Here is a 20,278-nt window from a genome sequence, read left to right as displayed (position 1 = left end):
GAGGAGACAAGACATCATGGAATTCGACGCCGTACTGCTGCCCCCGCGCCGCGCGCGCATGGTAGCCCAGGGCCTGTGGCACGACCGCACCATCAACGATGCGCTCGATGCCTGCATTGCCGCCAGCCCCGACAAGGTGGCGCTCACCGCGGTGCGCGTGAAGGACGGGGAGGGCGATGCCGCCACCGTGCGCTTCACGTACCGCGAGCTGGGCCGCATGGCCGACCGCATCGCCGTCGGGCTGGCGCGGCTGGGCGTGGGGCGCAACGACGTGGTGGCCTGCCAGCTGCCCAACTGGTGGGAGTTCACGCTGACCTACCTGGCCTGCTCGCGCATCGGCGCGGTGATGAACCCGCTGATGCACATCTTCCGCGAGCGCGAGCTGTCGTTCATGCTGCGGCACGGCGCGGCCAAGGTGCTGGTCGTGCCGGCGCGCTTCCGGGGCTTCGACTTCGAACAGATGGCCACGGGCCTGCAGGCCGGCCTGCCCGACCTGGCGCAGGTGGTGGTGGTCGGCGGCAGCGGCGCCAACAGCTTCGAGGCACTGCTGGCCGGCCCCGCATGGGAACAGGAGCCCGACGCCGCGCAGATCCTGCAGCAGCACCGGCCCGGCCCCGACGACGTGACCCAGCTCATCTACACCTCGGGCACCACCGGCGAGCCCAAGGGCGTGATGCACTCGGCCAACACCACCATGGCCAACATCGTGCCCTACGCGCAGCGGCTCGGCCTGGGCGCCGCCGACGTGGTGCTCATGGCCTCGCCCATGGCACACCAGACCGGCTTCATGTACGGGCTCATGATGCCCATCGTGCTGCAGGCCTCGGTCGTGCTGCAGGACATCTGGGAGCCGAAGCAGGCCATCGCGTCGATCAACGCCGAGGGCGTGAGCTTCACCATGGCGTCCACGCCCTTTCTCTCCGATCTGTCGAAGACCGTGGCCGAGTCGGGCACGGCGGTGCCCACGCTGCGCGCCTTTCTGTGCGCCGGTGCGCCCATTCCGGGCGCGCTGGTCGAGCAGGCGCGCCAGGCGCTGGGCGCCAAGATCGTGTCGGCCTGGGGCATGACGGAGAACGGCGCCGTCACGCTCACGCGGCTGGACGACGACGACGAGCGTTCCATCCACACCGACGGCTGCCCGCTGCCCGGCGTGGAGCTCAAGGTGGTCGACGTCGACGGCCTCGCGCTGCCGGCGGGCGAGGTCGGCAAGCTGCTGCTGCGCGCCTGCTCCAACTTCGGCGGCTACCTGAAACGCCCGCAGCTCAACGGCACCGATGCGGCCGACTGGTTCGACACCGGCGACCTCGCGCGCATCGACGAGCGCGGCTACGTGCGCATTGCCGGGCGCACCAAGGACGTGATCATCCGCGGCGGCGAGAACATCCCCGTGGTCGAGATCGAGTCGCTGCTGTACCGCCACCCCGACGTGGCCATGGCCGCCGTGGTCGCCTACCCCGACGAGCGCCTGGGCGAGCGCGCCTGCGCGGTGGTGGTGCCCAGGCCGGGGCGGCAGATCGACCTGCCGTCGATCGTTGCCTTCCTCAAGGCCGAGAAGGTGGCGCTGCAGTACATCCCGGAGCGCCTCGTGGTGCGCGAGACGATGCCGTCCACGCCCTCCGGAAAGATCCAGAAATTCAAGCTGCGCGACCTGCTGCGCGCGGACGAATCGGGCGCCCCGGCCGCCTGAGCGCACCTGCCGATCCTTTCGACACCACAACGGAGACAACACATGCACAAGAAGCAATTCGCCGCCGGCGTGGGCCGGCGGCTGGGCCGCGCCGTGGCCGCACTGGGCGGCCTCGCGCTCGCCGGCCATGCGGCCTGGGCCCAGGCGCCTGCAACCACACCCGCTGGCGCATGGCCGTCCAAGCCCATCCGCGTGGTCGTCGGCTTCGCGCCCGGCGGCAGCACCGACGTCATGGCGCGCATCCTCGCGCAGTCGCTGTCGGAGTCGCTCGGCCAGACCGTGCTGATCGACAACAAGCCCGGCGCCAGCGGCAACATCTCGGCCTCCGAGGTGGTGCGCGCCGCACCCGACGGCCACACCTTCCTCATCGCGCCGACCTCGGTCGAGACCGCCAACCCCTCGCTCTTCAAGGCGAGCCTGCTGCCCTCGCGCGACCTCACGCCGGTGGCCACGGTCGGGCGCACGCAGATGTACCTCGTCGCCAAGCCGCAGCTGCCCGCGAAAGACGTGCGCGAGCTGGTCACGTTGGCACGGGCCAAGCCCGGCACGCTCTCGTACGCCTCGGCCGGCGCGGGCACGCCGCCGCACCTAGCCTGCGAGCTGTTCAAGCAGGCCACCGGCACGCAGGTCACGCACGTGCCCTACCGCGGCGCAGCGCCTGCATTGCAGGATGTGCTCTCGGGCCAGGCCGATTTCGTCTGCGACCCCGGCATTGCCTTCCAGCACATCCGCGCGGGCAAGGCCAAGCTGCTGGGCATCGTGAGCGCCAAGCGCTCGCCCTTCTTCCCCGAGGTGCCCACGGTGGGCGAGCAGGGCTTTCCGGGCGCCAACCTCGACATCTGGTTCGGCATGTGGGCACCCAACGGCACGCCGCCCGAGGTGCTGGCCCGCATGAGCGCCGAGCTCGGCAAGGCGCTGGCGCTGCCCGCCGTCAAGTCGCGCTACGGCGACCTGGGCGCGGAGCCCATCGCCATGAGCACGCCCGAGTTCCGCAAGCTGCTGGCCGACGAAGGCGCGATGCTCTCCTCGCTGATTGCGCGCCAGAAGATCGTGGTGGACTGAGTTCATGACGATGCCCGACGCTCCCGTGCTCACCCATGTCGACGGCCGCGTCGGCGTGATCACGCTGAACCGCCCGCGCCAACTCAATGCGCTGGACGACGCGCTCATGGACGCCCTCGGCGCCGCCTTGCTGGCCTTCGATGCCGACGCGGGCATCGGCGCCATCGTCGTCACCGGCGGCGACACCGCCTTCGCCGCCGGCGCCGACATCGCGGCCATGGCCGACTGGGGCTACGCCGACGTGGTGCGCGACGACTTCATCACCCGCAACTGGGAAACCATCCGCCGCGTGCGCAAGCCCGTGATCGCCGCGGTGGCCGGTGTGGCCTACGGCGGCGGCTGCGAGCTGGCATTGGCCTGCGACATCGTGCTGGCCGCCGAATCGGCGCGCTTCGCGCTGCCCGAGGTAAAGCTCGCCATGCTGCCGGGCGCCGGCGGCACCCAGCGCCTGCCGCGCGCCATCGGCAAGGCCAAGGCGATGGAAATGTGCCTGGCCGCGCGCGTGCTCGACGCGGCCGAGGCCGACCGCTGCGGCCTGGTGTCGCGCGTGGTCGCGCCCGAGGCGCTCATGCCCGAGGCCCTGGCGCTGGCCGCGCGCATCGCGGCGTATTCGCTGCCGGCGCTGGTGGCGATCAAGGAGTCGGTCAACCGCGCGTGGGAGTCGTCGCTGTCCGAAGGCATCCTGTTCGAGCGGCGCCAGCTGCACGCGCGCTTTGCCACCGAGGATGCGCGCGAGGGCCTGCGCGCCTTCCTGGCGCGGCGCCCGCCCGTGTTCGGCCACCGGTGAGGGGTGGGGCGCCCGGCATGGCGCCCAAAATCGTCGGTTCCGACGACGCTGCGCGGCGGCGTGGCGCCAACAATGCGCAGGACGCGAACCGATCACTCACCGGAGATTTCACATGCCCGAAGCCTATATCGTCGCCGCCGCGCGCACCGCCGGCGGCCGCCGCAACGGCCGCCTTGCCGGATGGCACCCGGCCGACCTGGCCGCACAGGTGCTCAACGCCCTCGTGGAGCGCACCGACGCCGACCCCGCGCTGATCGAAGACGTCATCATGGGCTGCGTCGGCCAGGCCGGCGAGCAGGCCTCCAACGTGGCGCGCAACGCGGTGCTGGCCTCGCGCCTGCCCGAGTCGGTGCCCGCCACCTCGGTCGACCGCCAGTGCGGCTCGTCGCAGCAGGCGCTGCACTTCGCGGCGCAGGCCGTGATGTCGGGCACGATGGACATCGTCATCGCCGCCGGCGTCGAGAGCATGAGCCGCGTGCCCATGGGCCTGCCCACCACGCTGCCGCTGAAGAACAACCTGGGCTTCTACGTGAGCCCCGGCATGGAAAAGCGCTACCCCGGCATCCAGTTCAGCCAGTTCACGGGCGCCGAGATGATCGCGCGCAACTACGGCATCGAGAAAGACGCGCTCGACCGCTACGCGCTCGAAAGCCACCACCGCGCCATCGCCGCCACCAAGGCCGGCCACTTCGAGCGCGAGATCGTGCCCGTGGCCGTGCGCATGGCCGACGGCACCGAGACCGGCGAGCTGCACACCACCGACGAAGGCATCCGCTACGACGCCACGCTGGAGAGCATCGCCGGCGTCAAGCTCATCGCCGAAGGCGGGCGCTGCACGGCGGCCACCGCCAGCCAGATCTGCGACGGCGCCAGTGGCCTCATGGTCGTGAACGAGCGCGGCCTGAAGACGCTGGGCGTGAAGCCGCTGGCGCGCATCCACCACATGAGCGTGCTGGGCCACGACCCGGTCATCATGCTCGAGGCCCCGCTGCCCGCCACGCAGCGCGCGCTGCAAAAGGCCGGCATGAAGATCGAGGACATCGACCTGTACGAAGTCAACGAAGCCTTCGCGCCCGTGCCGATCGCCTGGCTGAAGGCGCTGGGCGCCGACCCGGCCCGCATCAACGTGAACGGCGGCGCCATTGCGCTGGGCCACCCGCTGGGCGCCTCGGGCACCAAGCTGATGACCACGCTGGTCAACGCCCTGGGCCAGCGCGGCAAGCGCTACGGCCTGCAGACCATGTGCGAAGGCGGCGGCATGGCCAACGTCACGATCATCGAACGGCTGTAGACAGGCACACCCCCAGGCTTGCCCACTTCGTGTGGCCTCCAACCCCCTTGCAGGGGGCAACACCTGCGGCCCGGCAAAGCCGGTTCCGCGGTGTTTCTGGATAAGAGAACGCTGCGGCCATCGACCGCGGCTCCATAAAAAGAGATCGACGCATGATTCATGACACCGATCGCGGAGACAAAGAGAACACCCCCCTGTTGCGCATCGACGCGGTGTCGGTGCGCTTCGGCGGCATCGTGGCGCTCGACGGCGTCTCGTTCGACGTGCGGCGGGGCCAGATCTGCGGCCTCATCGGGCCGAACGGGGCGGGCAAGAGCACGCTGTTCAACTGTCTCTCGCGCCTGTACGAGTGCAGCGCCGGCCGCATCGAGTTCGACGGCCATCCGCTCACGCGCCTGCCGCGCCACCGTATGGCGGGCCTGGGCATCGGGCGCACCTTCCAGAACTTGGCGCTGTTTCGCACGATGACCGTGCGCGACAACGTGCTGGTGGGCTGCCACAGCAAGCACCACGCGGGCTTTCTGCGCAACGCCTTCCGGCTGCCCGGCGTGGCGGCCATCGAGTCGCAGGCGCGGGCACGGGCCGACCAGCTGATCCACTTTCTCGACCTCGAAGCCGTGGCCGAACGCGAAGTGGCCGACCTGCCTTTCGGCACACAGAAGCGCGTCGAGCTGGCCCGCGCACTGGCGGCCGAGCCGCAGTTGCTGCTGCTCGACGAGCCGGCCTGCGGCCTGAACCACGAAGAACTCGAAAGCCTGGGCACGCTGATCCGCGACATCCGCGACCGCCTGAACGTGACGGTGCTGCTGGTCGAACACCACATGAGCCTCGTGATGGGCGTGTCGGACAAGGTGGTGGCGCTGAACTTCGGCAAGAAGATCGCCGAGGGCACGCCGGCCGAGGTGCGCGCGCACCCCGAGGTGATCCGCGCCTACCTGGGCGAAGAGGCAGAAGCGGAGGCGATGGCATGACGACCAACATTCTCGAGGTGCGCGGCTTACACGCGGCCTACGGCCCGACGCGCGTGCTGCAGGGCATCGACCTCGACATTCCCACCGGCCAGGTCGTGGCGCTGCTGGGCGCCAACGGCGCCGGCAAGACCACCACGCTGCGCGCGCTGTGCCAGATGATGGTGAGCACCGAGGGCCGCATCATGCTGGCCGGCCAGCGCATCGACGGCCGCTCCACCGAGCAGATCGCCAAGGCCGGCGTGGGCCACGTGCCCGATGGGCGCGGCACCTTCCTGGGCCTCACGACCGAGGAGAACCTGCGGCTGGGCGCGTACGCCCGCGCGAGCAGGGACGGCATCGATGCCGACATGGAGCGCGTGTTCGGCTATTTCCCGCGCCTGCGCGAGCGCCGCGCCCAGCAGGCCGGAACGCTGTCGGGCGGCGAGCAGCAGATGCTGGCCATCGGCCGCGCGCTCATGGGCAAGCCGCGCCTGCTGCTGCTCGACGAGCCCTCCTTCGGACTCGCGCCGCTCATCGTGAAGGACATCTTCTCGATCATGCGGCGCATCAACAAGGAAGAGCGCGTGTCGATCCTGCTGGTGGAACAGAACGCCAAGCTCGCGCTCGACCTGGCCGACTCGGCCTACCTCCTGGAAACCGGCCGCATCGTGCTCTCGGGAACGGCCGCCGAAATCCGCCGCAACGACGCCGTGCGCAAAGCGTATCTCGGCGAATAAGGGCCTCACACCGATGAACGCATTCCTGCACCAACTGCTGGCGGGCCTGGCCACCGGCGGCATCTACGCCAGCGTTGCGCTGGCGCTGGTGATGATCTACCAGGCCACGCACCACATCAACTTCGCGCAGGGCGAGATGGCGATGTTCTCGACCTTCATCGCCTGGAGCCTCATGCAGGCGGGCCTGCCGTACTGGGCCGCCTTCGTGGCGACCGTGGCGCTGTCCTTCGTGCTCGCGGCCGTGGTGGAGTTCACCGTGATCCGGCCCATGCACGACAAGCCGGCGCTGTCGGTGGTGGTGGTGTTCATCGGCCTGCTGGTGATCTTCCACAGCCTAGCGGGCTGGCTCTTCGGCTACACCATCAAGCAGTTCCCGAGCCCGTTCCCGTCGGACGCGTGGTTCGGCAGCGCCATGATGTCGGCGCACGAGATGGGCGCCATCGGCGTCACGCTGCTGGTGGTCCTGCTGCTGTTCGCGTTCTTCCGCTTCACGCCGCTGGGCCTGGCGATGCGCGCTGCGGCGCAGAACGCGGCCTCGTCGCGGCTGGTGGGCATCAACGTCGGTCGCATGCTCATGCTGGGCTGGGGCCTGGCCGGCGCCATCGGTGCGGTGGCCGGGATGATGGTCGCGCCCGTGGTCTTTCTCGATCCGCACATGATGACCGGCGTGTTGCTCTACGCCTTTGCCGGCGCGCTCATCGGCGGCATCGACAGCCCCGTGGGCGCGGTGCTCGGCGGCTTCATCGTCGGCGTGCTCGAGAACCTCATCGGCACCTACGTGGTGGGCACCGAACTCAAGCTGTCGGTGGCGCTGGTGCTGATCGTCGGCGTGCTCATCGTCAAGCCTTCCGGCCTCATGGGCCGCAAGTTGGTCACCCGGGTCTGATCGCATGAACTCCCCCCAAGCTTCCTCCCTGCCGACCGCCATGGCACCGCTCGCTACGTCGGCCAGCGCACGCACCGCCAAGCCCTCGCGCTCGCCGCTCATGTGGGTCGGCCTGCTGATCGTGCTGGCCATCGGCATCACCTTCGTGGCGCGCGGCTACCAGCTGTTCCAGGCGACCATGGTGATCTCGTACGCGATCGCGCTGCTGGGCCTGAACATCCTCACGGGCTACAACGGCCAGATCTCGCTGGGCCACGGCGCCTTCTATGCCATTGGCGCCTACACCACCGGCATCCTCATGGAGCATGCGGGCGTGCCGTACTGGCTCACGGTGCCGGCGGCGGCCGTGGTGTGCCTGATCGTCGGCTACCTGTTCGGGCGGCCCGCGCTCAAGCTCGAAGGGCTGTACCTGGCGCTGGCCACCTTCGCGCTCGGCGTGGCGATGCCGCAGCTGCTCAAGTACAAGCACCTCGAGGCCTGGACCGGCGGCGTGCAGGGCATCGTGCTCATGAAGCCCGCCGCGCCTTTCGGCCTGCCGCTCAACGAAGACCAGTGGCTCTACCTGTTCTCGCTGTTCGTCGCGGTCGTGATGTTCTTCATTGCCCACAACCTGCTGCAAAGCGGCAGCGGCCGGGCCATGCGCGCCATCCGCGACCACGCCATGGCGTCGGAGGCAATGGGCGTGGACAACAGCCACTACAAGGCCATGACCTTCGGCGTGTCGGCCGCGTACACCGGCGTGGGCGGCGCGCTGTCGGCCATTGCGGTGCAGTTCGTGGCGCCCGATTCGTTCACGCTGTTCCTGTCGATCTCGCTGCTGGTGGGCATCGTGGTGGGCGGCGTGGGCACGCTGTACGGCGCGATCTTCGGCGCCATCTTCATCATGTTCGTGCCCTCGCTGGCCGAGAAGGTCTCCAAGGCCGCGCCCTGGGCGGTGTACGGCGTGGTGCTGATCGCCTTCATGTTCGCGATGCCCGGCGGCGTGGTCGGGCTGCTGCGCAAGCTCCAGGCACGCTTCGCCCGTGCACGATGATGCGGCGCTGATCGCGAACGCACTGCAGCGGCTGGCCGGGCGCCTCGTGCCCGATGGCCATGCGGTGCAGGCCGTGCGCCGGCTCTCGGGCGGCGCCAGCCAGCAGACCTGGGCTTTCGATGTGACGACGACCGGCGCGGGCCATGCCCGGCCGCTGGTGCTGCGCCGCGCGGCCGATGCCAGCGGCGCGCGGGCCCTGGGCACCGCGGGCCTGGTGGTGGAAGCGCAGCTCATCGAGGTTGCACGCGCAGGCGGCGTGCCCGTGCCCGGCGTGCGCCATGTGCTGCAGCCGGCCGACGGGCTCGGCGAAGGCTTCGTCATGGACCGCATCGAAGGCGAAACCCTGGGCCGCCGCATCGTGCGCGACGAACGCCTGGCCGGCGCGCGCCGCGTGCTGGCGCGCCAGTGCGGCGCCGCCATGGCGCGCATCCATCGCCTGCCCGTGCACGGCCTGCCGCCGCTGCGGACGGCCGCCGCGCGCGCGGAGCTTGATTTTCAGATCGACCTTCACCGCAGCCACGGCACCGCGCGCCCCGTGTTCGAACTCGCGTTCCGCTGGCTGCGCGCGAACGCGCCGGCCGACGTGCCCGCGCCGGTGCTCGTGCACGGCGACTTCCGCAACGGCAACCTGATGGTCGGCGAGGAGGGCCTGCGCGCCGTGCTCGACTGGGAGCTGGCGCACGTCGGCGATCCGATGGAAGACCTCGGCTGGATGTGCGTGCGCTCCTGGCGCTTCGGCCACGGCGCGCTGCCCGTGGGCGGCTTCGGCACGCGCGAGCAGCTCTTCGAGGGCTACACCGCCGAAGGCGGGCAGGTCGATGCCGGGCGCGTGCGCTGGTGGGAGGTGCTGGGCACGCTCAAGTGGGGCATCGTCTGCGAGGCCATGGTGCATGCCTGGCTCAGCGGCCGCGAGCGCGATGTGGAGAAGGCCGCCATCGGCCGCCGCGCCTCGGAGGCCGAGTCGGACCTGCTGGCGCTGTTCGCACCCCAGGCAGAGGCCGCCTGATGCAAGACCGCCCCGACATCGCCGAACTGCTCGAGGCCGTCGCAGCCTTCCTGCGCGAGCAGGTGGTGCCGGCCACCGAAGGGCAGGTCGCGTTCCACGCGCGCGTGGCTGCGAACACGCTCGATATCGCGCGGCGCGAAGTGCAGTTCGGCCCCACGTCGCAGGCAAGCGAACGGGTGCGGCTGCACGCACTGCTGGGCCCCGACGCCCCCGCCGACCTGGCCGATGCCAACCGCCTGCTCTGCACCCGCATCGCCACCGGCGAACTCGACGCCGCCACCCCCGGCCTGATCGACCACCTGCGCCAGACCACACGCGACAAGCTCGCCATCGACCAGCCCGGCTATGCCGCCGGCACGAAGAAGAAAGACTGAGCCATGGACTTCGACCTGCCCCGCGACCTTGTCGACTATCTCGCCGAACTCGACGCCTTCATCGACCGCGAGATCGCGCCACTGCAGGCGCAGGACGACAACGAGCGCTTCTTCGACCACCGCCGCGAATGGGCCCGCACCGACTTCGAGAACGGCGGCCTGCCGCGCCCCGAGTGGGAGGCGCTGCTGGCCGAGGCGCGCCACCGCGCCGACCGGGCGGGCCACCTGCGCTTTGCATTGCCCGCCGAATTTGGCGGGCGCGACGGCAGCAACCTCTGGATGGCCGTGATCCGCGAGCACTTCGCGGCGCGCGGCCTGGGCCTGCACAACGACCTGCAGAACGAGCATTCGATCGTCGCCAACAACCCCTTCGTGCTCGCCATCCGCGACTTCGGCACGCCCGCGCAGTGCGACGAACTCATCCAGGGCATGCTCGACGAGCGCGTGCGCCTGACCTTCGGCCTCACCGAGCCGCAGCACGGCTCCGATGCCACCCACATGGAAACGCGCGCCGTGCCCGAAGCACGCCACGGCCGCGCCGGCTTTCGCATCGACGGCGAAAAGATGTGGACCACCGGCATGCACACCGCCACGCACTGCGTGCTGTTCGCACGTACCAGTGGGCGCGACGGCGACGCGCGCGGCATCAGCGCCTTGCTCGTGCCCGCGAAGGCCGAGGGCGTGAAGATCGAGGAGTACCTCTGGACCTTCAACATGCCCACCGACCACCCGCGCGTGAGCTTCACGAACGTGTGGGTGCCCGAAGACGCCGTGCTCGGCCCGCTCGACGGCGGCCTGGCCATTGCCCAGCACTTCGTGCACGAGAACCGCATCCGCCAGGCCGCGTCGAGCCTGGGCGCCGCCGACTACTGCGTGCGCGAGAGCGTCAAGTACGCACGCGAGCGCAAGCCCTTCGGCGAGGAACTGGCGCGCAACCAGGGCATCCAGTTTCCGCTGGTCGAGCTGGCCACGCAGGTCGAGATGCTGCGCCTGTTGATCCGCAAGACCGCGTGGCAGATGGACCAGATGCCCAAGCCGCAGGTCGAGAAACAGCTGTCCGACAAGGTCTCGATGTGCAACTACTGGGCCAACCGTCTCGTGTGCGAGGCCGCCGACCGCGCGATGCAGGTGCACGGCGGCATCGGCTACTCGCGCCACAAGCCCTTCGAACACATCTACCGCCACCACCGCCGCTACCGCATCACCGAAGGCTCCGAAGAGATCCAGATGCGCAAGGTGGCGGGCCACCTCTTCGGCTACATGGGGCCGAACCGGGCCACCACCGCCTGAACCGCTTTCCGACGACGACTGACGACGCAGGCCACCCGGCCACGCAGCAACACAGAAGGAGACACGCGACATGGTTCATTTGCTTTCCCGCCGCACCGCCCTCGTGGCTGGCCTTGCCACGCTCTGCATCAGCCTGCCGGCCCTGGCCCAGAAGAAGCCCGAGGCCGGCGTGAGCGACGCCGAGATCGTGCTGGGCATGCCCATGCCGCTGTCGGGGCCCGTGTCGGGCTACTCGGTGGTCGGCAAGGTCGCCGAGGCCTACTTCAAGAAGCTCAACGAGCAGGGCGGCATCCACGGGCGCAAGGTGCGCCTGTTGATCTACGACGACCAGTACTCGCCGCCCAAGACCGTCGAGGTGGCGCGCCGCCTCGTCGAGGAAGACCAGGTGCTCGCCATCTTCGGCAACCTGGGCACTGCGACCAACATGGCGATCCAGCGCTACATGAACGCCAAGAAGGTGCCGCAGCTGTTCGTGCAGTCGGGCGCCTCGCAGTTCGACGACGCGGCCAAGTACCCGTGGACCGTGCCTTTTCTCGGCAGCTACCAGGGCGAGGGCCGCGTGTTCGCGCGCCACATCATCGACAACCGCCCCGACGCGAAGATTGCCGTGCTCATGCAGAACGACGACCTCGGGCGCGAAGTGCTCAAGGGCCTGCAGGAAGGCCTGTCGAAGCAGGGCAAGGCCAGGATCGTGGCGCAGGCCACCTTCGAGGTGACCGACCCCACCGTCGATTCGCAGGTGGTGCAGCTCAAGTCGTCGGGCGCCGACGTGCTCGTGATGGCCGCCACCGCGCGCACCGCCGCGCAGGCCATCCGCAAGGTCGCCGACGTGGGCTGGACGCCCGACCGCTATCTCAACTTTGCCGCCGCCTCCGTGAAGATGGCCTTCGAGCCCGCGGGCGCCGACAAGGCCAAGGGCGTGGTCGCGCTCGCCGTCTACAAGGAGCCCATGAGCCCGCGCTGGAGCCGCGACCCCGAGGTGCTCGAGTACCTCGAGCTGCTCAAGACCCACGCCAGCGGCGTTGACCCGAGCAACGGCAGCGGCGTGTCGGGCTACATCGTGGCGCAGCTCATGGCCCACGTGCTGCGCGAGGCCGGCGCCAACCCCACGCGCGAGAGCGTGCGCGTGGCCGCCAGCACCCTCAAGAGCCCGCGCATCTCGATGCTTCTGCCCGGCGTGGCCATGGCCAATTCGGCCGCCGACCTGCACGCTTACGCGTCGATGCAGCCCGTGCGCTTCAACGGCGTGGACCTCGACCCGGTCGGACCCGCGCTGAACATGAAGTGAACGCCTTTACCTACTCACGCCCTTCGGAGCCCACCCATGAGCCAGCCTGACGACCAGGACCCCCTTCTGTACGAACGCGACGGCGACGTCGCCATCCTCAGCTTCAACATTCCCAAGCGCCTCAACCCGCTCACCCAGCCGCTGCAGGAGGCCCTGCGCCAGCGGCTCGCACAGTTGCGCGACGAAGGCGAGGTGCGCGCCGTGGTGCTCACCGGCGTCGGCAAGTCGTTCTGCGTGGGTGCCGACCTGAGCAGCATGGACGCCAGCGCGCCCGGCAGCCTGGGCCAGCGCACGGCCGACGCGATGGAGGCGATGTCGAACCGCCTCATCGAAGACCTGCGCAGCATGCCCTTCCCCGTGGTGAACGCCGTCAACGGCCCCGCCGCGGGCGCCGGTGTGGGCGTGGCGCTGGCCGCCGACGTCGTGCTGGTGGCGCGATCGGCCTACTTCTACCTGCCCTTCATGCCGCGCCTGGGCATCGTGCCCGACCTGGGCACCACCTGGTTCCTCGAGCGACTCGTGGGCCGCGCGCGCGCCGTCGGCATGTCGCTGCTCGGCGAGCGCCTGTCGGGCGAACAGGCCGCGCAATGGGGCCTCGTGTGGGCCTGCGTGGACGACGCCGAACTGCGCGCCCAGGCCGTGGCCGTCGCGCAGCGGCTCGCGCGCTTGCCCGCGCATGCCGCGCACGAGATCCGCGCCGTGTACGAATCGGCCGCGAACCAGTCGCTCGTCGGCCAGATGCGCCACGAGGCCGAGCGCCAGCGCGAGCTGATCGACCGGCCCGACTTCGCCGAAGGCGTGAAAGCCTTCCTGGAGAAACGCGAGCCCGTGTTCCGTCGGCCATGAGCGCAGCTGCAGACACCGCCACCGCAGGCATCGAGTTCGACGCCGACCGCCTGCAGCGCCACCTGCGGCAGGCACTGCCCGAGCTCGAAGGCCCGATGCGCCTGGCGCGCATCGGCGGCGGGCAGTCGAACCCCACCTTCTTCGTCGACTTCGACAACCGCGCGCTCGTGCTGCGCAAGCAGCCGCCCGGCGAACTGCTGCCCTCGGCCCATGCGGTCGACCGCGAGTACCGCGTGCTGCGCGCACTGGCCGTCACCGACGTGCCCGTGCCGCGCACCGTGCTGTACTGCGACGACCGCGCCGTGGTGGGCACGCCCTTCTACGTGATGGAGAAGCTCGAGGGTCGCGTGCTGTCGAACTACGCGCTGCCCGGCATCGCGCCCGCCGAGCGCCGCGCGTACTACTTCGCCATGGCCGAGACCCTGGCGCGCCTGCACGCGGTCGACCTGGCCGCTGTCGGCCTCTCCGACTACGGCCGCCCCGGCAACTTCTTCCAGCGCCAGATCGCCCGCTGGACCCGCCAGTGGGAAGCCTCGCGCACGCGCAAAGACGCCAACATCGACCGCCTCATCGCCTGGCTGCCGGCCAATTTGCCGCCGGGCGACCAGACCACCATCGCGCACGGCGACTTCCGTTTCGGTAACCTCATGTTCCACCCCACCGAACCGCGCGTGATCGCCGTGCTCGACTGGGAGCTGTCCACCCTGGGCCACCCGCTGGCCGACGTGGCCTACAACTGCATGGCCTGGTATACCGGCGCCGACGAGTTCGAAGGCATGCAGGGCATCGACCTCGCGGCCGAAGGCATTCCCACGCAGGCCGAGTACGTCGCCCACTACCAGCAGGCCGGTGGCTGCGCCGAGCCGGTGACGAACTTCCACCTGGCGTTCTCGCTGTTCCGCTTCGCCGTGATCCTCGAAGGCATCGCGGCGCGCGCCAAGAGCGGCAGCGCGGCGGCGGCCGATGCGGTGCAGGTGGGCGCGCAGGCCGCGGGGTTTGCGCGGCGGGCGGTGGCGTTGATCGACTAGCCGCCAGCGAACTGGCGAGCGGGCAGGGCGCCCGTCAGCCGCCGATGGGCGAGCACAGCTCGACCAGCGTGCCGTCGGGGCAGCGCACGTACGAGACCACCTGTCCCCAGGGCTTGGTCACCGGTGCCGACAGCTGCGTGGCGCCGGCCGCGAGCGCGCGGCTGTGCGCGGCGGGCACATCGGGCGTCACGAGGCCCAGCTCCATGCCCAGCGGTTGCGCGGATTCCGAGGCGGCGACATGCCCGCCCGGAAAGTTGGAATCGCCGAGCGCGTGTGCGGCGAACGCCAGCGTGGTCTCGCCAGTTTCGAGTTCGCCATAAGTGCCCGATTCGTGCAGGAAGCGCGTGGGCAGACCGAAGGCTTGCTCGAAGAACTTCAGCGATTGGGCGACGTCGGGAACGTAGACGATGGTGTAGCCGAGCTTCATGGTGTGCGGCGGGTGACTTGCTTACTGCGCTTCCAGCCGCTCAGCAATCTCGCGCGCCCCGAGTTCCCGCACCGCGGCCAGTCGCTCCAGCTGCGCCGCACGCGGGCGTGCCTTGCCTTGTTCCCAGTGATAAATCGTCTGGCCTGACACGCCGACCAACTGCCCGTAGATCGCCGCGGAAAGCCCGAGCTTGACGCGGTGCGCGGCCAGCCGGTTGGCACTGAAGCGGCGCTTCGGGCCGCCTGCGTCGGCGTCGTCGCCCGCAGCACCGGCGGCGGCCGGCGCCTGGCGCGCGGAGCCCTTGGCGACCTTGCGCAATTCCTTTTCGAGGGCGCTCACCTGACGGCGCAAGTCGGCAATCGATGCCCGGTGCGCGACGGAGGCCTTCTTGAGTGTTTCGATTTCCGCTCGCACTTCCTTGCGAGCGACACGGGAGATTTCGGCTTTGAGGATGGATGCGATGTTTGGCATGGGGGGATTGTGCTCAATTTGGGAACACAAATGGAGGGGGTGCGCTGTAGGCGGAAGCCGTCGTTTGCGGGCAACAGGTGTTTGAGCCTCAATGAGCTTCGAATTTCTTCGGTGAACTTCGAATTCCGGTCCCCGATGGATGCTTGCCGCGCCGTTTGGCAAAACGGCGCTTATCAGGTTGAGTGGTCCGTGCGAGGATTCGGGGTAGCGCTATTCGGCCAGAAGCTACCTTAGTCGAGCGGCTGCTTTCGGTACGCTAAGCACTGGCCCTGACGACGCCGAGACTTCTTTGGTCTGACTACTTCGACGCCGCAATAGGAGTCGTTAGGTCAACGTCGCCAGGGCGGCTCCGCATCGCGAAGAACTGCGTTCGAGCAGCATCGTCAGTGAGCATAAAAGTTGCAATGTGGTGATCGCTGGGTGCCACAAAATCCGAGTACGTCACCAGCCGCAGCTCAGACGTGTCAAATTCCACCGCGAGGCTGGAGAAGTCGTACTGGTAGCACTCTTGAAGTACCTTCAGGTCGCGAGATGGGAACTTCTTCTTGTAGACGGTGTTGTATTTCGGCTGGAAGTACCGGATAAGAGCTGCTTCGACCAGTGAGATTTGGAGCTTCTTGCTGAAGTCGGCATCCAATGCCTTGTTGAAACGACGCTCGTCTCGTTCGCCGCGGATCAAGCTCTTGTCTCTTCCGTTCATCATGCTAATGATCCGTGGCGGCAAGTATTCGACGGTCAGCACCAGGACCTCGCTCGAAGGCGATTCATAGGCGGTGGTAGCAAGAATTTTTTGCAGCGTGTCGTGCTTTCGAAGGCGATCAAACGCAGAGCTGTGCCCGCCTGCGTATGACTGACCAACATACAGCACTTTGAGCTTACGAAATGCGTGTTTGTAGGACAGTTGAGTTTGGAGAACGCTGGCCGCGTTCGCCGGCATGAAGCGGACAATGCTTCCTTCCGAGTCGTACGTCCTGATTTCGTTGTGAGGGTACGGCGACAGATCAAGTCGAATCGCGCCGTCCACCAGCGGGAACGGACTGGAGAATTGATGCCGTTGCTCGCCATCGTCATTGCGGTAGACGAGCGAGCCTGCGATCACGCCATCGGCGTACGTGAAGTCGGAGGGATCGAAGTGAACGGCCGGCCGTGTAACAACCATGTAGATGTGACAGTTCTTCGAGATCTCCAGCTCTTTCGGAGGAATTTCTCCGTCTGACATCAGCTGACTAGCCGAGGTCAGCAAGTACCGAGTACTAATAAGGTTGACGGCGAATTCCGTCATGAAGTTCTCTACCGATTTCGTAGGCCTCACCACTCTGATCTCCCTTTGTTAGAGGATCATTGTAGGTACTAGGAAATCCGTCAAACATTCACCTGATGCTTCGAATTTGATCGCCAATTTTCGTCGTTCTTCGGATCCCCCGACGCGAGCATCGTGAGCGGATGAAAGTTGACTCGAACGGCGGCTCTCGTGCATTGCGGCGCCTCCTACGAACGTCTGCAATGGGCCCAAAGCGGAAGTTCGGCCTCCTCCGATGCAGACGCCCAAAGCGTTTCGTCGGCTGCTGGTGCGAGTCACGACCTATTGCGCTGTAGGGCCCTCCGGTAAACGCGCCAACGCCTCGGTCAGCAATGCGTCTGGATCCCCGGGCACAAAAATTCGATTGAATGCGTTGGTAAGCTCCTCGCTGGCTATCAGAATGACTCCATGCCGGAGCGCCTGATCTTGATTGGCGATCTGCTCGCGAGGGATCCTGCAAACTAGTGCGGCTGATACGGGGTTGAGATGACGGCTTTCCGTCAGGGCACGGACCATTGAGGTTCGACGGTCGACCAGCTTGCCGATCTTCGACGCAAAATCCGCAACCCTCGTTGTGCATTCGACTATGACCACCCGCCCGCCCGGTGTAGCTACCACGATGTCCGGTGAGTCCGTCTCCAAAGGAATCACAGAAGTGAATCCGAGCAAGAACAAGAGAGCCGCAACGCCTCGTTCGAATTTCGCAGACTCTGGTGCGTCGAATACCGCCGAGCGGACCATTCGAAGGTCCTTGTCAAAATGCTGCATGGTTAGCAGTCGAATGTTCCGGGCCTTATCCGGATCACTGAACCACTGACGCCGGACGTTCGTGCCACCAATCATCAGCATGGCAAGTACGGAGTCGGCGTCTGTCACTTCGACCTCGGCCACTCCCACACGTAGACCGTCTCTTGGTCGGCGCCAGCGGACTTGATCCGCGATCTGCTTTCTTGCCATCAAGCCCTGACCAGGAGCGACACGGATTGCCATGTCCATTCGGGACGTGTCAAAAGTCGAATGAGCGTGGAGCGTTAATTTGAATCTGTTTTGTCTAAGAGAGGACGTCTCAAAGATCAAGTCGCATGGGGGAGATACCCGCAATTGAATCTGCGATGCAGCCCCCGCTCCCGGTGGTTGCAGTCCAAGCCATCCACAAAGATCAACCAATCCATCGAATGGAAGCTCTTGCATCCGCAACGCATCATCGACCTCTGCCAGATCGGTACTCAATGGTATCGCAGCATGGTCGGAGACGATCGAGAGATGAAGCGTGGAGTACCAGCGATCCCGAAAGCTCATCTCGGAGGAGTAGTCGGCGACCCGCAGCCTTAGTTGATGATCGTGAATGTCGATGCGACCACCAATGGCGTCACGAAGCAATCCTAGAACCTCTGTTTTTCTTCTAATCACTCTTTGTACTTGCCCAGCAACGAGGCGCGACGTGGCGATCTGAAAGTTCGATTCGACGTTCGGTCGCACTGGGCTGAGATAAATCGATGCTTGCCAGAGGCTTGTACCGGCCGATCCTTTCTCAGCGACATATCGAATGTCGACCCAATATCCATTGCAGAGCCACGCTTCCGCGGCGATCAGGAACGCATCAACCATCTCTCTGTTTCCTTAAAGGTACAACTCGCCTTCCACCGAGTTGTTCACTCGCAGCGGAAGTGGCTAACAATCGATGAGGTGCGTGCGGCACACGCGAGCGGCTTTGGGGCGAGGTCAAAAGAGGACGGTCACGGCTGGCTGCTTCTGGCCGGATTCTGCCTCCCCAACTCGAAATGCGATATGCCCATTTCCATTGTTGAGTGCTAGATCTTGATCAGCCGAACAGGTGTGCCTCGCCTTAAAGATTAGGGCCATCTCGCAGGAGATTCCATGTCGGGGGGCGAAGCGGCTTATCGCACACCGCCTTCAACAACGGCACGCAGTGACTGAGTCGTGGCATCGGCGGCTTCGATCCGCCGTTGCAACTCCTCATTCACCAACCGCACCAGCGCCCCCAACTCCGTGCGCGTCGGAAAGACCTCTTCCGTATCCCCAACGTGCTGCGGAACGATGAGCTTCTCGATGCACGCGTAGGCGCGTTGCACCGCATGAAGACTGTCGACGTCGTCACACGCCTGCAGTGCGAGCGATTCGGCACTGGAGGTTTCTTCAGAAGATGCAGGAAGCGAAGACGCGTGTGCGGACGCGCGGGGAGATGCAGATGCCGCCATGAATGGCCTCCAAGGGTTTCGGTTTGCTGAAACCGACGCACCCGAGTCCAAGCGGGGGCGGCGGCTCGACGGGTTGGACTACCGGGAAACCACTTGCGTGAAACCGGCCGGGCTCGCGCCCGCCCATCGAGCCGCCTAAACAGGAAGCGCGAACGACAAAGCCGCAGACCCTGCGGGGTGGCTGCGGCTTTTACGTCGCAGTGATTTCAACGGGAGTCCAAGCCCGATCACGCCCTGTGTTGACGTGACCGGCGCAGTATAGCCACGGCCAGTGCTGCTCGCGCGAGGGTGGATTCGCAGACCTGCCGACCTATCATCCGGCCCTGTCGAGCCTCAACCCTCAGCGCACGGCATCGTCATCTTTCATCCGCAGAGCAGACATGAAAAACGAGAAATGGGAAACCACCATCCTGAGCGACACGGCACACGAGCACCTCGTCGCGGAACTGAGTTTCGACGGCCAGTTCTTGCTGCTGCTAGATCGCGAGGAAGGGCGAGACCAGCTCTGCGTTGCGTTCCCCGCGAAAGACGGAAGCCTGGGCTCACGCATTCCCCTTCCTGACTTCATCGCGCAACTGAACGCCGCAGCAGCCGATCTGCGCCGTTAGCGCACCGAGGCGTCACACCACCTCACGGCGTCGTCGCATTCTCCTCCGGGGTTTTGCGCTCGCTCTCGCGTGGCGCCGGCACCCGCCACCGCAGCGCGCCGCTCGCGAGCACGACGCCGGGCACCACGAACGACAGCGCCAGCAACGCGGGGCGCGTGACGGGCTCGTTCATCCACCACGCCGCGCCGAGGGTGGTCAGCACGGGCACGAGCGCGGACGACAGCGCGGCGCGTGCGGCACCCAGCCGCGTGATCGCGACGCCGTAGACCACCAGCCCCAGCAGGCCGGCGACCACGCCTTGCCCTGCGGCCTGCATCGCGATGTCGCTCCATGGCGCGGCGAACAGTCGCGGCGGGCCGGCGAGCCAGAGCAGCGGCAACAGCAGCAGGGTCGACGCCCCGTTGACGAAGGCCGCGCCCTGCCACGCGCTCATGCCGCAGCGACCGAAGGCCAGGGAGTAGACGGTCCACAGCAAGGCCGCCAGCAGAAAGAGCAGGTCGCCGCGCCAGTGCTGCTGGCGCAGGCCCTCGCCGAAGCTGCCTGCCGCGAACACGGCCATGCCGACGGCGATGCCGGCCAGTCCGAGCAGGCGCAGGCCGTGCACGCGCTCGCCCCGGTAGACCCACGCGCCCAGCGCGGTGAACAGCGGCAGGCTGCCGGCCATGAAGATGCCCATGTGGCTGGCGGGCGCCCACTGCGCGCCGGCCAGCACCAGCAGGCCGAAGGGCAGGCCGCTGCCGACGACGAGCAGCACGAGCGCGCCGCGCGACGCACCCGGCGGCACGAGCCTGCCGCGCAACCACAGCGGGCTGAGCAGCAGCGCGGGAATGCCGTAGCGCAGCAGCGCGAGGTCCATCGGCCCGAGCGCGGTGGCGGTCACGCCGTGGCGCGACAGCAGCTGCCAGGCGCTGCCGATGAGGGCGGCGGCCAGCGCGGCGAGCGCGCCGGTCCAGAGGGTGCGAGGCGATGTCGTCATCGGGCCAGTCTG

General features: G+C 67.5%; 21 protein-coding genes. 15 read left to right on the top strand and 6 right to left on the bottom strand.

Features of this window, described 5'->3' with window-relative positions; all coding sequences use genetic code 11:
• Positions 1-16 precede the first annotated feature (16 nt).
• The 14 genes from aliA to AC3WQR_RS17805 all read left to right on the top strand — a co-directional run bounded on the left by aliA (position 17) and on the right by AC3WQR_RS17805 (position 14,265).
• Positions 17-1,687: a cyclohexanecarboxylate-CoA ligase gene (gene aliA, locus AC3WQR_RS17870; RefSeq protein ID WP_492743054.1), complete on the top strand. Its 1,671-nt coding sequence runs from the start codon at positions 17-19 to the stop codon at positions 1,685-1,687.
• A 42-nt stretch (positions 1,688-1,729) separates the two neighbouring features.
• A complete protein-coding gene (locus tag AC3WQR_RS17865) occupies positions 1,730-2,749 on the top strand; it encodes a Bug family tripartite tricarboxylate transporter substrate binding protein (RefSeq protein ID WP_492743053.1) in 1,020 nt (339 codons plus the stop codon).
• Between the two features lie 10 nt (positions 2,750-2,759).
• On the top strand, positions 2,760-3,536 hold the full coding sequence (locus tag AC3WQR_RS17860) for an enoyl-CoA hydratase-related protein (RefSeq protein WP_492743051.1): 777 nt from the start codon (positions 2,760-2,762) through the stop codon (positions 3,534-3,536).
• A 112-nt stretch (positions 3,537-3,648) separates the two neighbouring features.
• Entirely contained in the window at positions 3,649-4,827 is a 1,179-nt protein-coding gene (locus AC3WQR_RS17855) for an acetyl-CoA C-acetyltransferase (protein WP_095746834.1), read from the top strand.
• 152 nt (positions 4,828-4,979) lie between these two features.
• Positions 4,980-5,798, top strand: a complete 819-nt coding sequence (locus AC3WQR_RS17850) for an ABC transporter ATP-binding protein (RefSeq protein WP_062478152.1) — start codon at positions 4,980-4,982, stop codon at positions 5,796-5,798.
• Entirely contained in the window at positions 5,795-6,514 is a 720-nt protein-coding gene (locus AC3WQR_RS17845; RefSeq protein ID WP_062478149.1) for an ABC transporter ATP-binding protein, read from the top strand. The genes AC3WQR_RS17850 and AC3WQR_RS17845 overlap by 4 nt, the downstream gene beginning before the upstream one ends.
• Before the next feature lie 13 nt (positions 6,515-6,527).
• Positions 6,528-7,400 carry a branched-chain amino acid ABC transporter permease gene (locus AC3WQR_RS17840; protein WP_056577629.1) on the top strand — a complete coding sequence of 291 codons (873 nt, stop codon included), beginning with the start codon at positions 6,528-6,530 and terminating at the stop codon, positions 7,398-7,400.
• A 4-nt stretch (positions 7,401-7,404) separates the two neighbouring features.
• On the top strand, positions 7,405-8,433 hold the full coding sequence (locus AC3WQR_RS17835; RefSeq protein ID WP_492743050.1) for a branched-chain amino acid ABC transporter permease: 1,029 nt from the start codon (positions 7,405-7,407) through the stop codon (positions 8,431-8,433).
• Positions 8,423-9,439 carry a phosphotransferase family protein gene (locus tag AC3WQR_RS17830; RefSeq protein WP_492743049.1) on the top strand — a complete coding sequence of 339 codons (1,017 nt, stop codon included), beginning with the start codon at positions 8,423-8,425 and terminating at the stop codon, positions 9,437-9,439. The genes AC3WQR_RS17835 and AC3WQR_RS17830 overlap by 11 nt, the downstream gene beginning before the upstream one ends.
• The gene (locus AC3WQR_RS17825; RefSeq protein WP_492743048.1) at positions 9,439-9,813 is read left to right on the top strand and encodes a DUF6285 domain-containing protein; all 375 of its coding nucleotides are present in this window, start codon (positions 9,439-9,441) and stop codon (positions 9,811-9,813) included. Before AC3WQR_RS17830 ends, AC3WQR_RS17825 begins: the two co-directional genes overlap by 1 nt.
• A 3-nt stretch (positions 9,814-9,816) precedes the next feature.
• Positions 9,817-11,103 (top strand): acyl-CoA dehydrogenase family protein, encoded by a 1,287-nt coding sequence (locus AC3WQR_RS17820; RefSeq protein WP_492743047.1) that lies wholly within the window; start codon positions 9,817-9,819, stop codon positions 11,101-11,103.
• 70 nt (positions 11,104-11,173) lie between these two features.
• A complete protein-coding gene (locus tag AC3WQR_RS17815) occupies positions 11,174-12,391 on the top strand; it encodes an ABC transporter substrate-binding protein (protein WP_492743046.1) in 1,218 nt (405 codons plus the stop codon).
• Positions 12,392-12,427: 36 nt separating this feature from the next.
• Complete coding sequence (locus AC3WQR_RS17810) at positions 12,428-13,237, top strand: enoyl-CoA hydratase-related protein (RefSeq protein ID WP_492743045.1); 810 nt, start codon at positions 12,428-12,430, stop codon at positions 13,235-13,237.
• Positions 13,234-14,265, top strand: coding sequence for a phosphotransferase (locus AC3WQR_RS17805; protein ID WP_492743044.1), 1,032 nt, complete (start codon positions 13,234-13,236; stop codon positions 14,263-14,265). Before AC3WQR_RS17810 ends, AC3WQR_RS17805 begins: the two co-directional genes overlap by 4 nt.
• Before the next feature lie 34 nt (positions 14,266-14,299).
• On the opposite strand, the gene AC3WQR_RS17800 is transcribed toward AC3WQR_RS17805, so the two are convergent.
• The 5 genes from AC3WQR_RS17800 to AC3WQR_RS17780 all read right to left on the bottom strand — a co-directional run bounded on the left by AC3WQR_RS17800 (position 14,300) and on the right by AC3WQR_RS17780 (position 18,682).
• Positions 14,300-14,692, bottom strand: coding sequence for a VOC family protein (locus AC3WQR_RS17800; protein ID WP_307696445.1), 393 nt, complete (start codon positions 14,690-14,692; stop codon positions 14,300-14,302).
• Between the two features lie 21 nt (positions 14,693-14,713).
• Positions 14,714-15,163 (bottom strand): helix-turn-helix domain-containing protein, encoded by a 450-nt coding sequence (locus tag AC3WQR_RS17795; RefSeq protein ID WP_492743043.1) that lies wholly within the window; start codon positions 15,161-15,163, stop codon positions 14,714-14,716.
• Between the two features lie 298 nt (positions 15,164-15,461).
• The gene (locus AC3WQR_RS17790) at positions 15,462-16,445 is read right to left on the bottom strand and encodes a hypothetical protein (RefSeq protein WP_492743042.1); all 984 of its coding nucleotides are present in this window, start codon (positions 16,443-16,445) and stop codon (positions 15,462-15,464) included.
• A 300-nt stretch (positions 16,446-16,745) separates the two neighbouring features.
• Positions 16,746-18,071 (bottom strand): hypothetical protein, encoded by a 1,326-nt coding sequence (locus AC3WQR_RS17785; RefSeq protein WP_492743041.1) that lies wholly within the window; start codon positions 18,069-18,071, stop codon positions 16,746-16,748.
• 290 nt (positions 18,072-18,361) lie between these two features.
• The gene (locus tag AC3WQR_RS17780) at positions 18,362-18,682 is read right to left on the bottom strand and encodes a hypothetical protein (protein WP_492743040.1); all 321 of its coding nucleotides are present in this window, start codon (positions 18,680-18,682) and stop codon (positions 18,362-18,364) included.
• A gap of 380 nt (positions 18,683-19,062) precedes the next feature.
• On the opposite strand from AC3WQR_RS17780, the gene AC3WQR_RS17775 reads away from it, so the two are divergent.
• Positions 19,063-19,290 (top strand): hypothetical protein, encoded by a 228-nt coding sequence (locus AC3WQR_RS17775; RefSeq protein WP_159272852.1) that lies wholly within the window; start codon positions 19,063-19,065, stop codon positions 19,288-19,290.
• Between the two features lie 22 nt (positions 19,291-19,312).
• Here AC3WQR_RS17775 and AC3WQR_RS17770 read toward each other — a convergent pair whose 3' ends face one another.
• Entirely contained in the window at positions 19,313-20,266 is a 954-nt protein-coding gene (locus AC3WQR_RS17770) for a DMT family transporter (protein ID WP_492743039.1), read from the bottom strand.
• Between the last annotated feature and the right edge of the window lie 12 nt (positions 20,267-20,278).

Source organism: Variovorax sp. FW305-3-2-15-B-LB1 (genome assembly GCF_058787635.1).
Note: the sequence above shows the minus strand (reverse complement) of the source record. Positions and strands in the feature narration are given on the sequence as shown.

What these genes read in the sequence shown, in the direction of transcription:
- AC3WQR_RS17825 (WP_492743048.1), top strand. Translation starts at nt 9,439, where the DNA reads ATGCAAGACCGCCCCGACATCGCCGAACTGCTCGAGGCCGTCGCAGCC.
- AC3WQR_RS17860 (WP_492743051.1), top strand. Translation starts at nt 2,760, where the DNA reads ATGCCCGACGCTCCCGTGCTCACCCATGTCGACGGCCGCGTCGGCGTG.
- AC3WQR_RS17800 (WP_307696445.1), bottom strand. Translation starts at nt 14,692, where the DNA reads ATGAAGCTCGGCTACACCATCGTCTACGTTCCCGACGTCGCCCAATCG.
- AC3WQR_RS17790 (WP_492743042.1), bottom strand. Translation starts at nt 16,445, where the DNA reads ATGACGGAATTCGCCGTCAACCTTATTAGTACTCGGTACTTGCTGACC.
- AC3WQR_RS17805 (WP_492743044.1), top strand. Translation starts at nt 13,234, where the DNA reads ATGAGCGCAGCTGCAGACACCGCCACCGCAGGCATCGAGTTCGACGCC.
- AC3WQR_RS17865 (WP_492743053.1), top strand. Translation starts at nt 1,730, where the DNA reads ATGCACAAGAAGCAATTCGCCGCCGGCGTGGGCCGGCGGCTGGGCCGC.
- AC3WQR_RS17840 (WP_056577629.1), top strand. Translation starts at nt 6,528, where the DNA reads ATGAACGCATTCCTGCACCAACTGCTGGCGGGCCTGGCCACCGGCGGC.
- AC3WQR_RS17850 (WP_062478152.1), top strand. Translation starts at nt 4,980, where the DNA reads ATGATTCATGACACCGATCGCGGAGACAAAGAGAACACCCCCCTGTTG.
- AC3WQR_RS17785 (WP_492743041.1), bottom strand. Translation starts at nt 18,071, where the DNA reads ATGGTTGATGCGTTCCTGATCGCCGCGGAAGCGTGGCTCTGCAATGGA.
- AC3WQR_RS17780 (WP_492743040.1), bottom strand. Translation starts at nt 18,682, where the DNA reads ATGGCGGCATCTGCATCTCCCCGCGCGTCCGCACACGCGTCTTCGCTT.
- AC3WQR_RS17795 (WP_492743043.1), bottom strand. Translation starts at nt 15,163, where the DNA reads ATGCCAAACATCGCATCCATCCTCAAAGCCGAAATCTCCCGTGTCGCT.
- AC3WQR_RS17845 (WP_062478149.1), top strand. Translation starts at nt 5,795, where the DNA reads ATGACGACCAACATTCTCGAGGTGCGCGGCTTACACGCGGCCTACGGC.
- aliA (WP_492743054.1), top strand. Translation starts at nt 17, where the DNA reads ATGGAATTCGACGCCGTACTGCTGCCCCCGCGCCGCGCGCGCATGGTA.
- AC3WQR_RS17835 (WP_492743050.1), top strand. Translation starts at nt 7,405, where the DNA reads ATGAACTCCCCCCAAGCTTCCTCCCTGCCGACCGCCATGGCACCGCTC.
- AC3WQR_RS17855 (WP_095746834.1), top strand. Translation starts at nt 3,649, where the DNA reads ATGCCCGAAGCCTATATCGTCGCCGCCGCGCGCACCGCCGGCGGCCGC.
- AC3WQR_RS17820 (WP_492743047.1), top strand. Translation starts at nt 9,817, where the DNA reads ATGGACTTCGACCTGCCCCGCGACCTTGTCGACTATCTCGCCGAACTC.
- AC3WQR_RS17815 (WP_492743046.1), top strand. Translation starts at nt 11,174, where the DNA reads ATGGTTCATTTGCTTTCCCGCCGCACCGCCCTCGTGGCTGGCCTTGCC.
- AC3WQR_RS17770 (WP_492743039.1), bottom strand. Translation starts at nt 20,266, where the DNA reads ATGACGACATCGCCTCGCACCCTCTGGACCGGCGCGCTCGCCGCGCTG.
- AC3WQR_RS17810 (WP_492743045.1), top strand. Translation starts at nt 12,428, where the DNA reads ATGAGCCAGCCTGACGACCAGGACCCCCTTCTGTACGAACGCGACGGC.
- AC3WQR_RS17775 (WP_159272852.1), top strand. Translation starts at nt 19,063, where the DNA reads ATGAAAAACGAGAAATGGGAAACCACCATCCTGAGCGACACGGCACAC.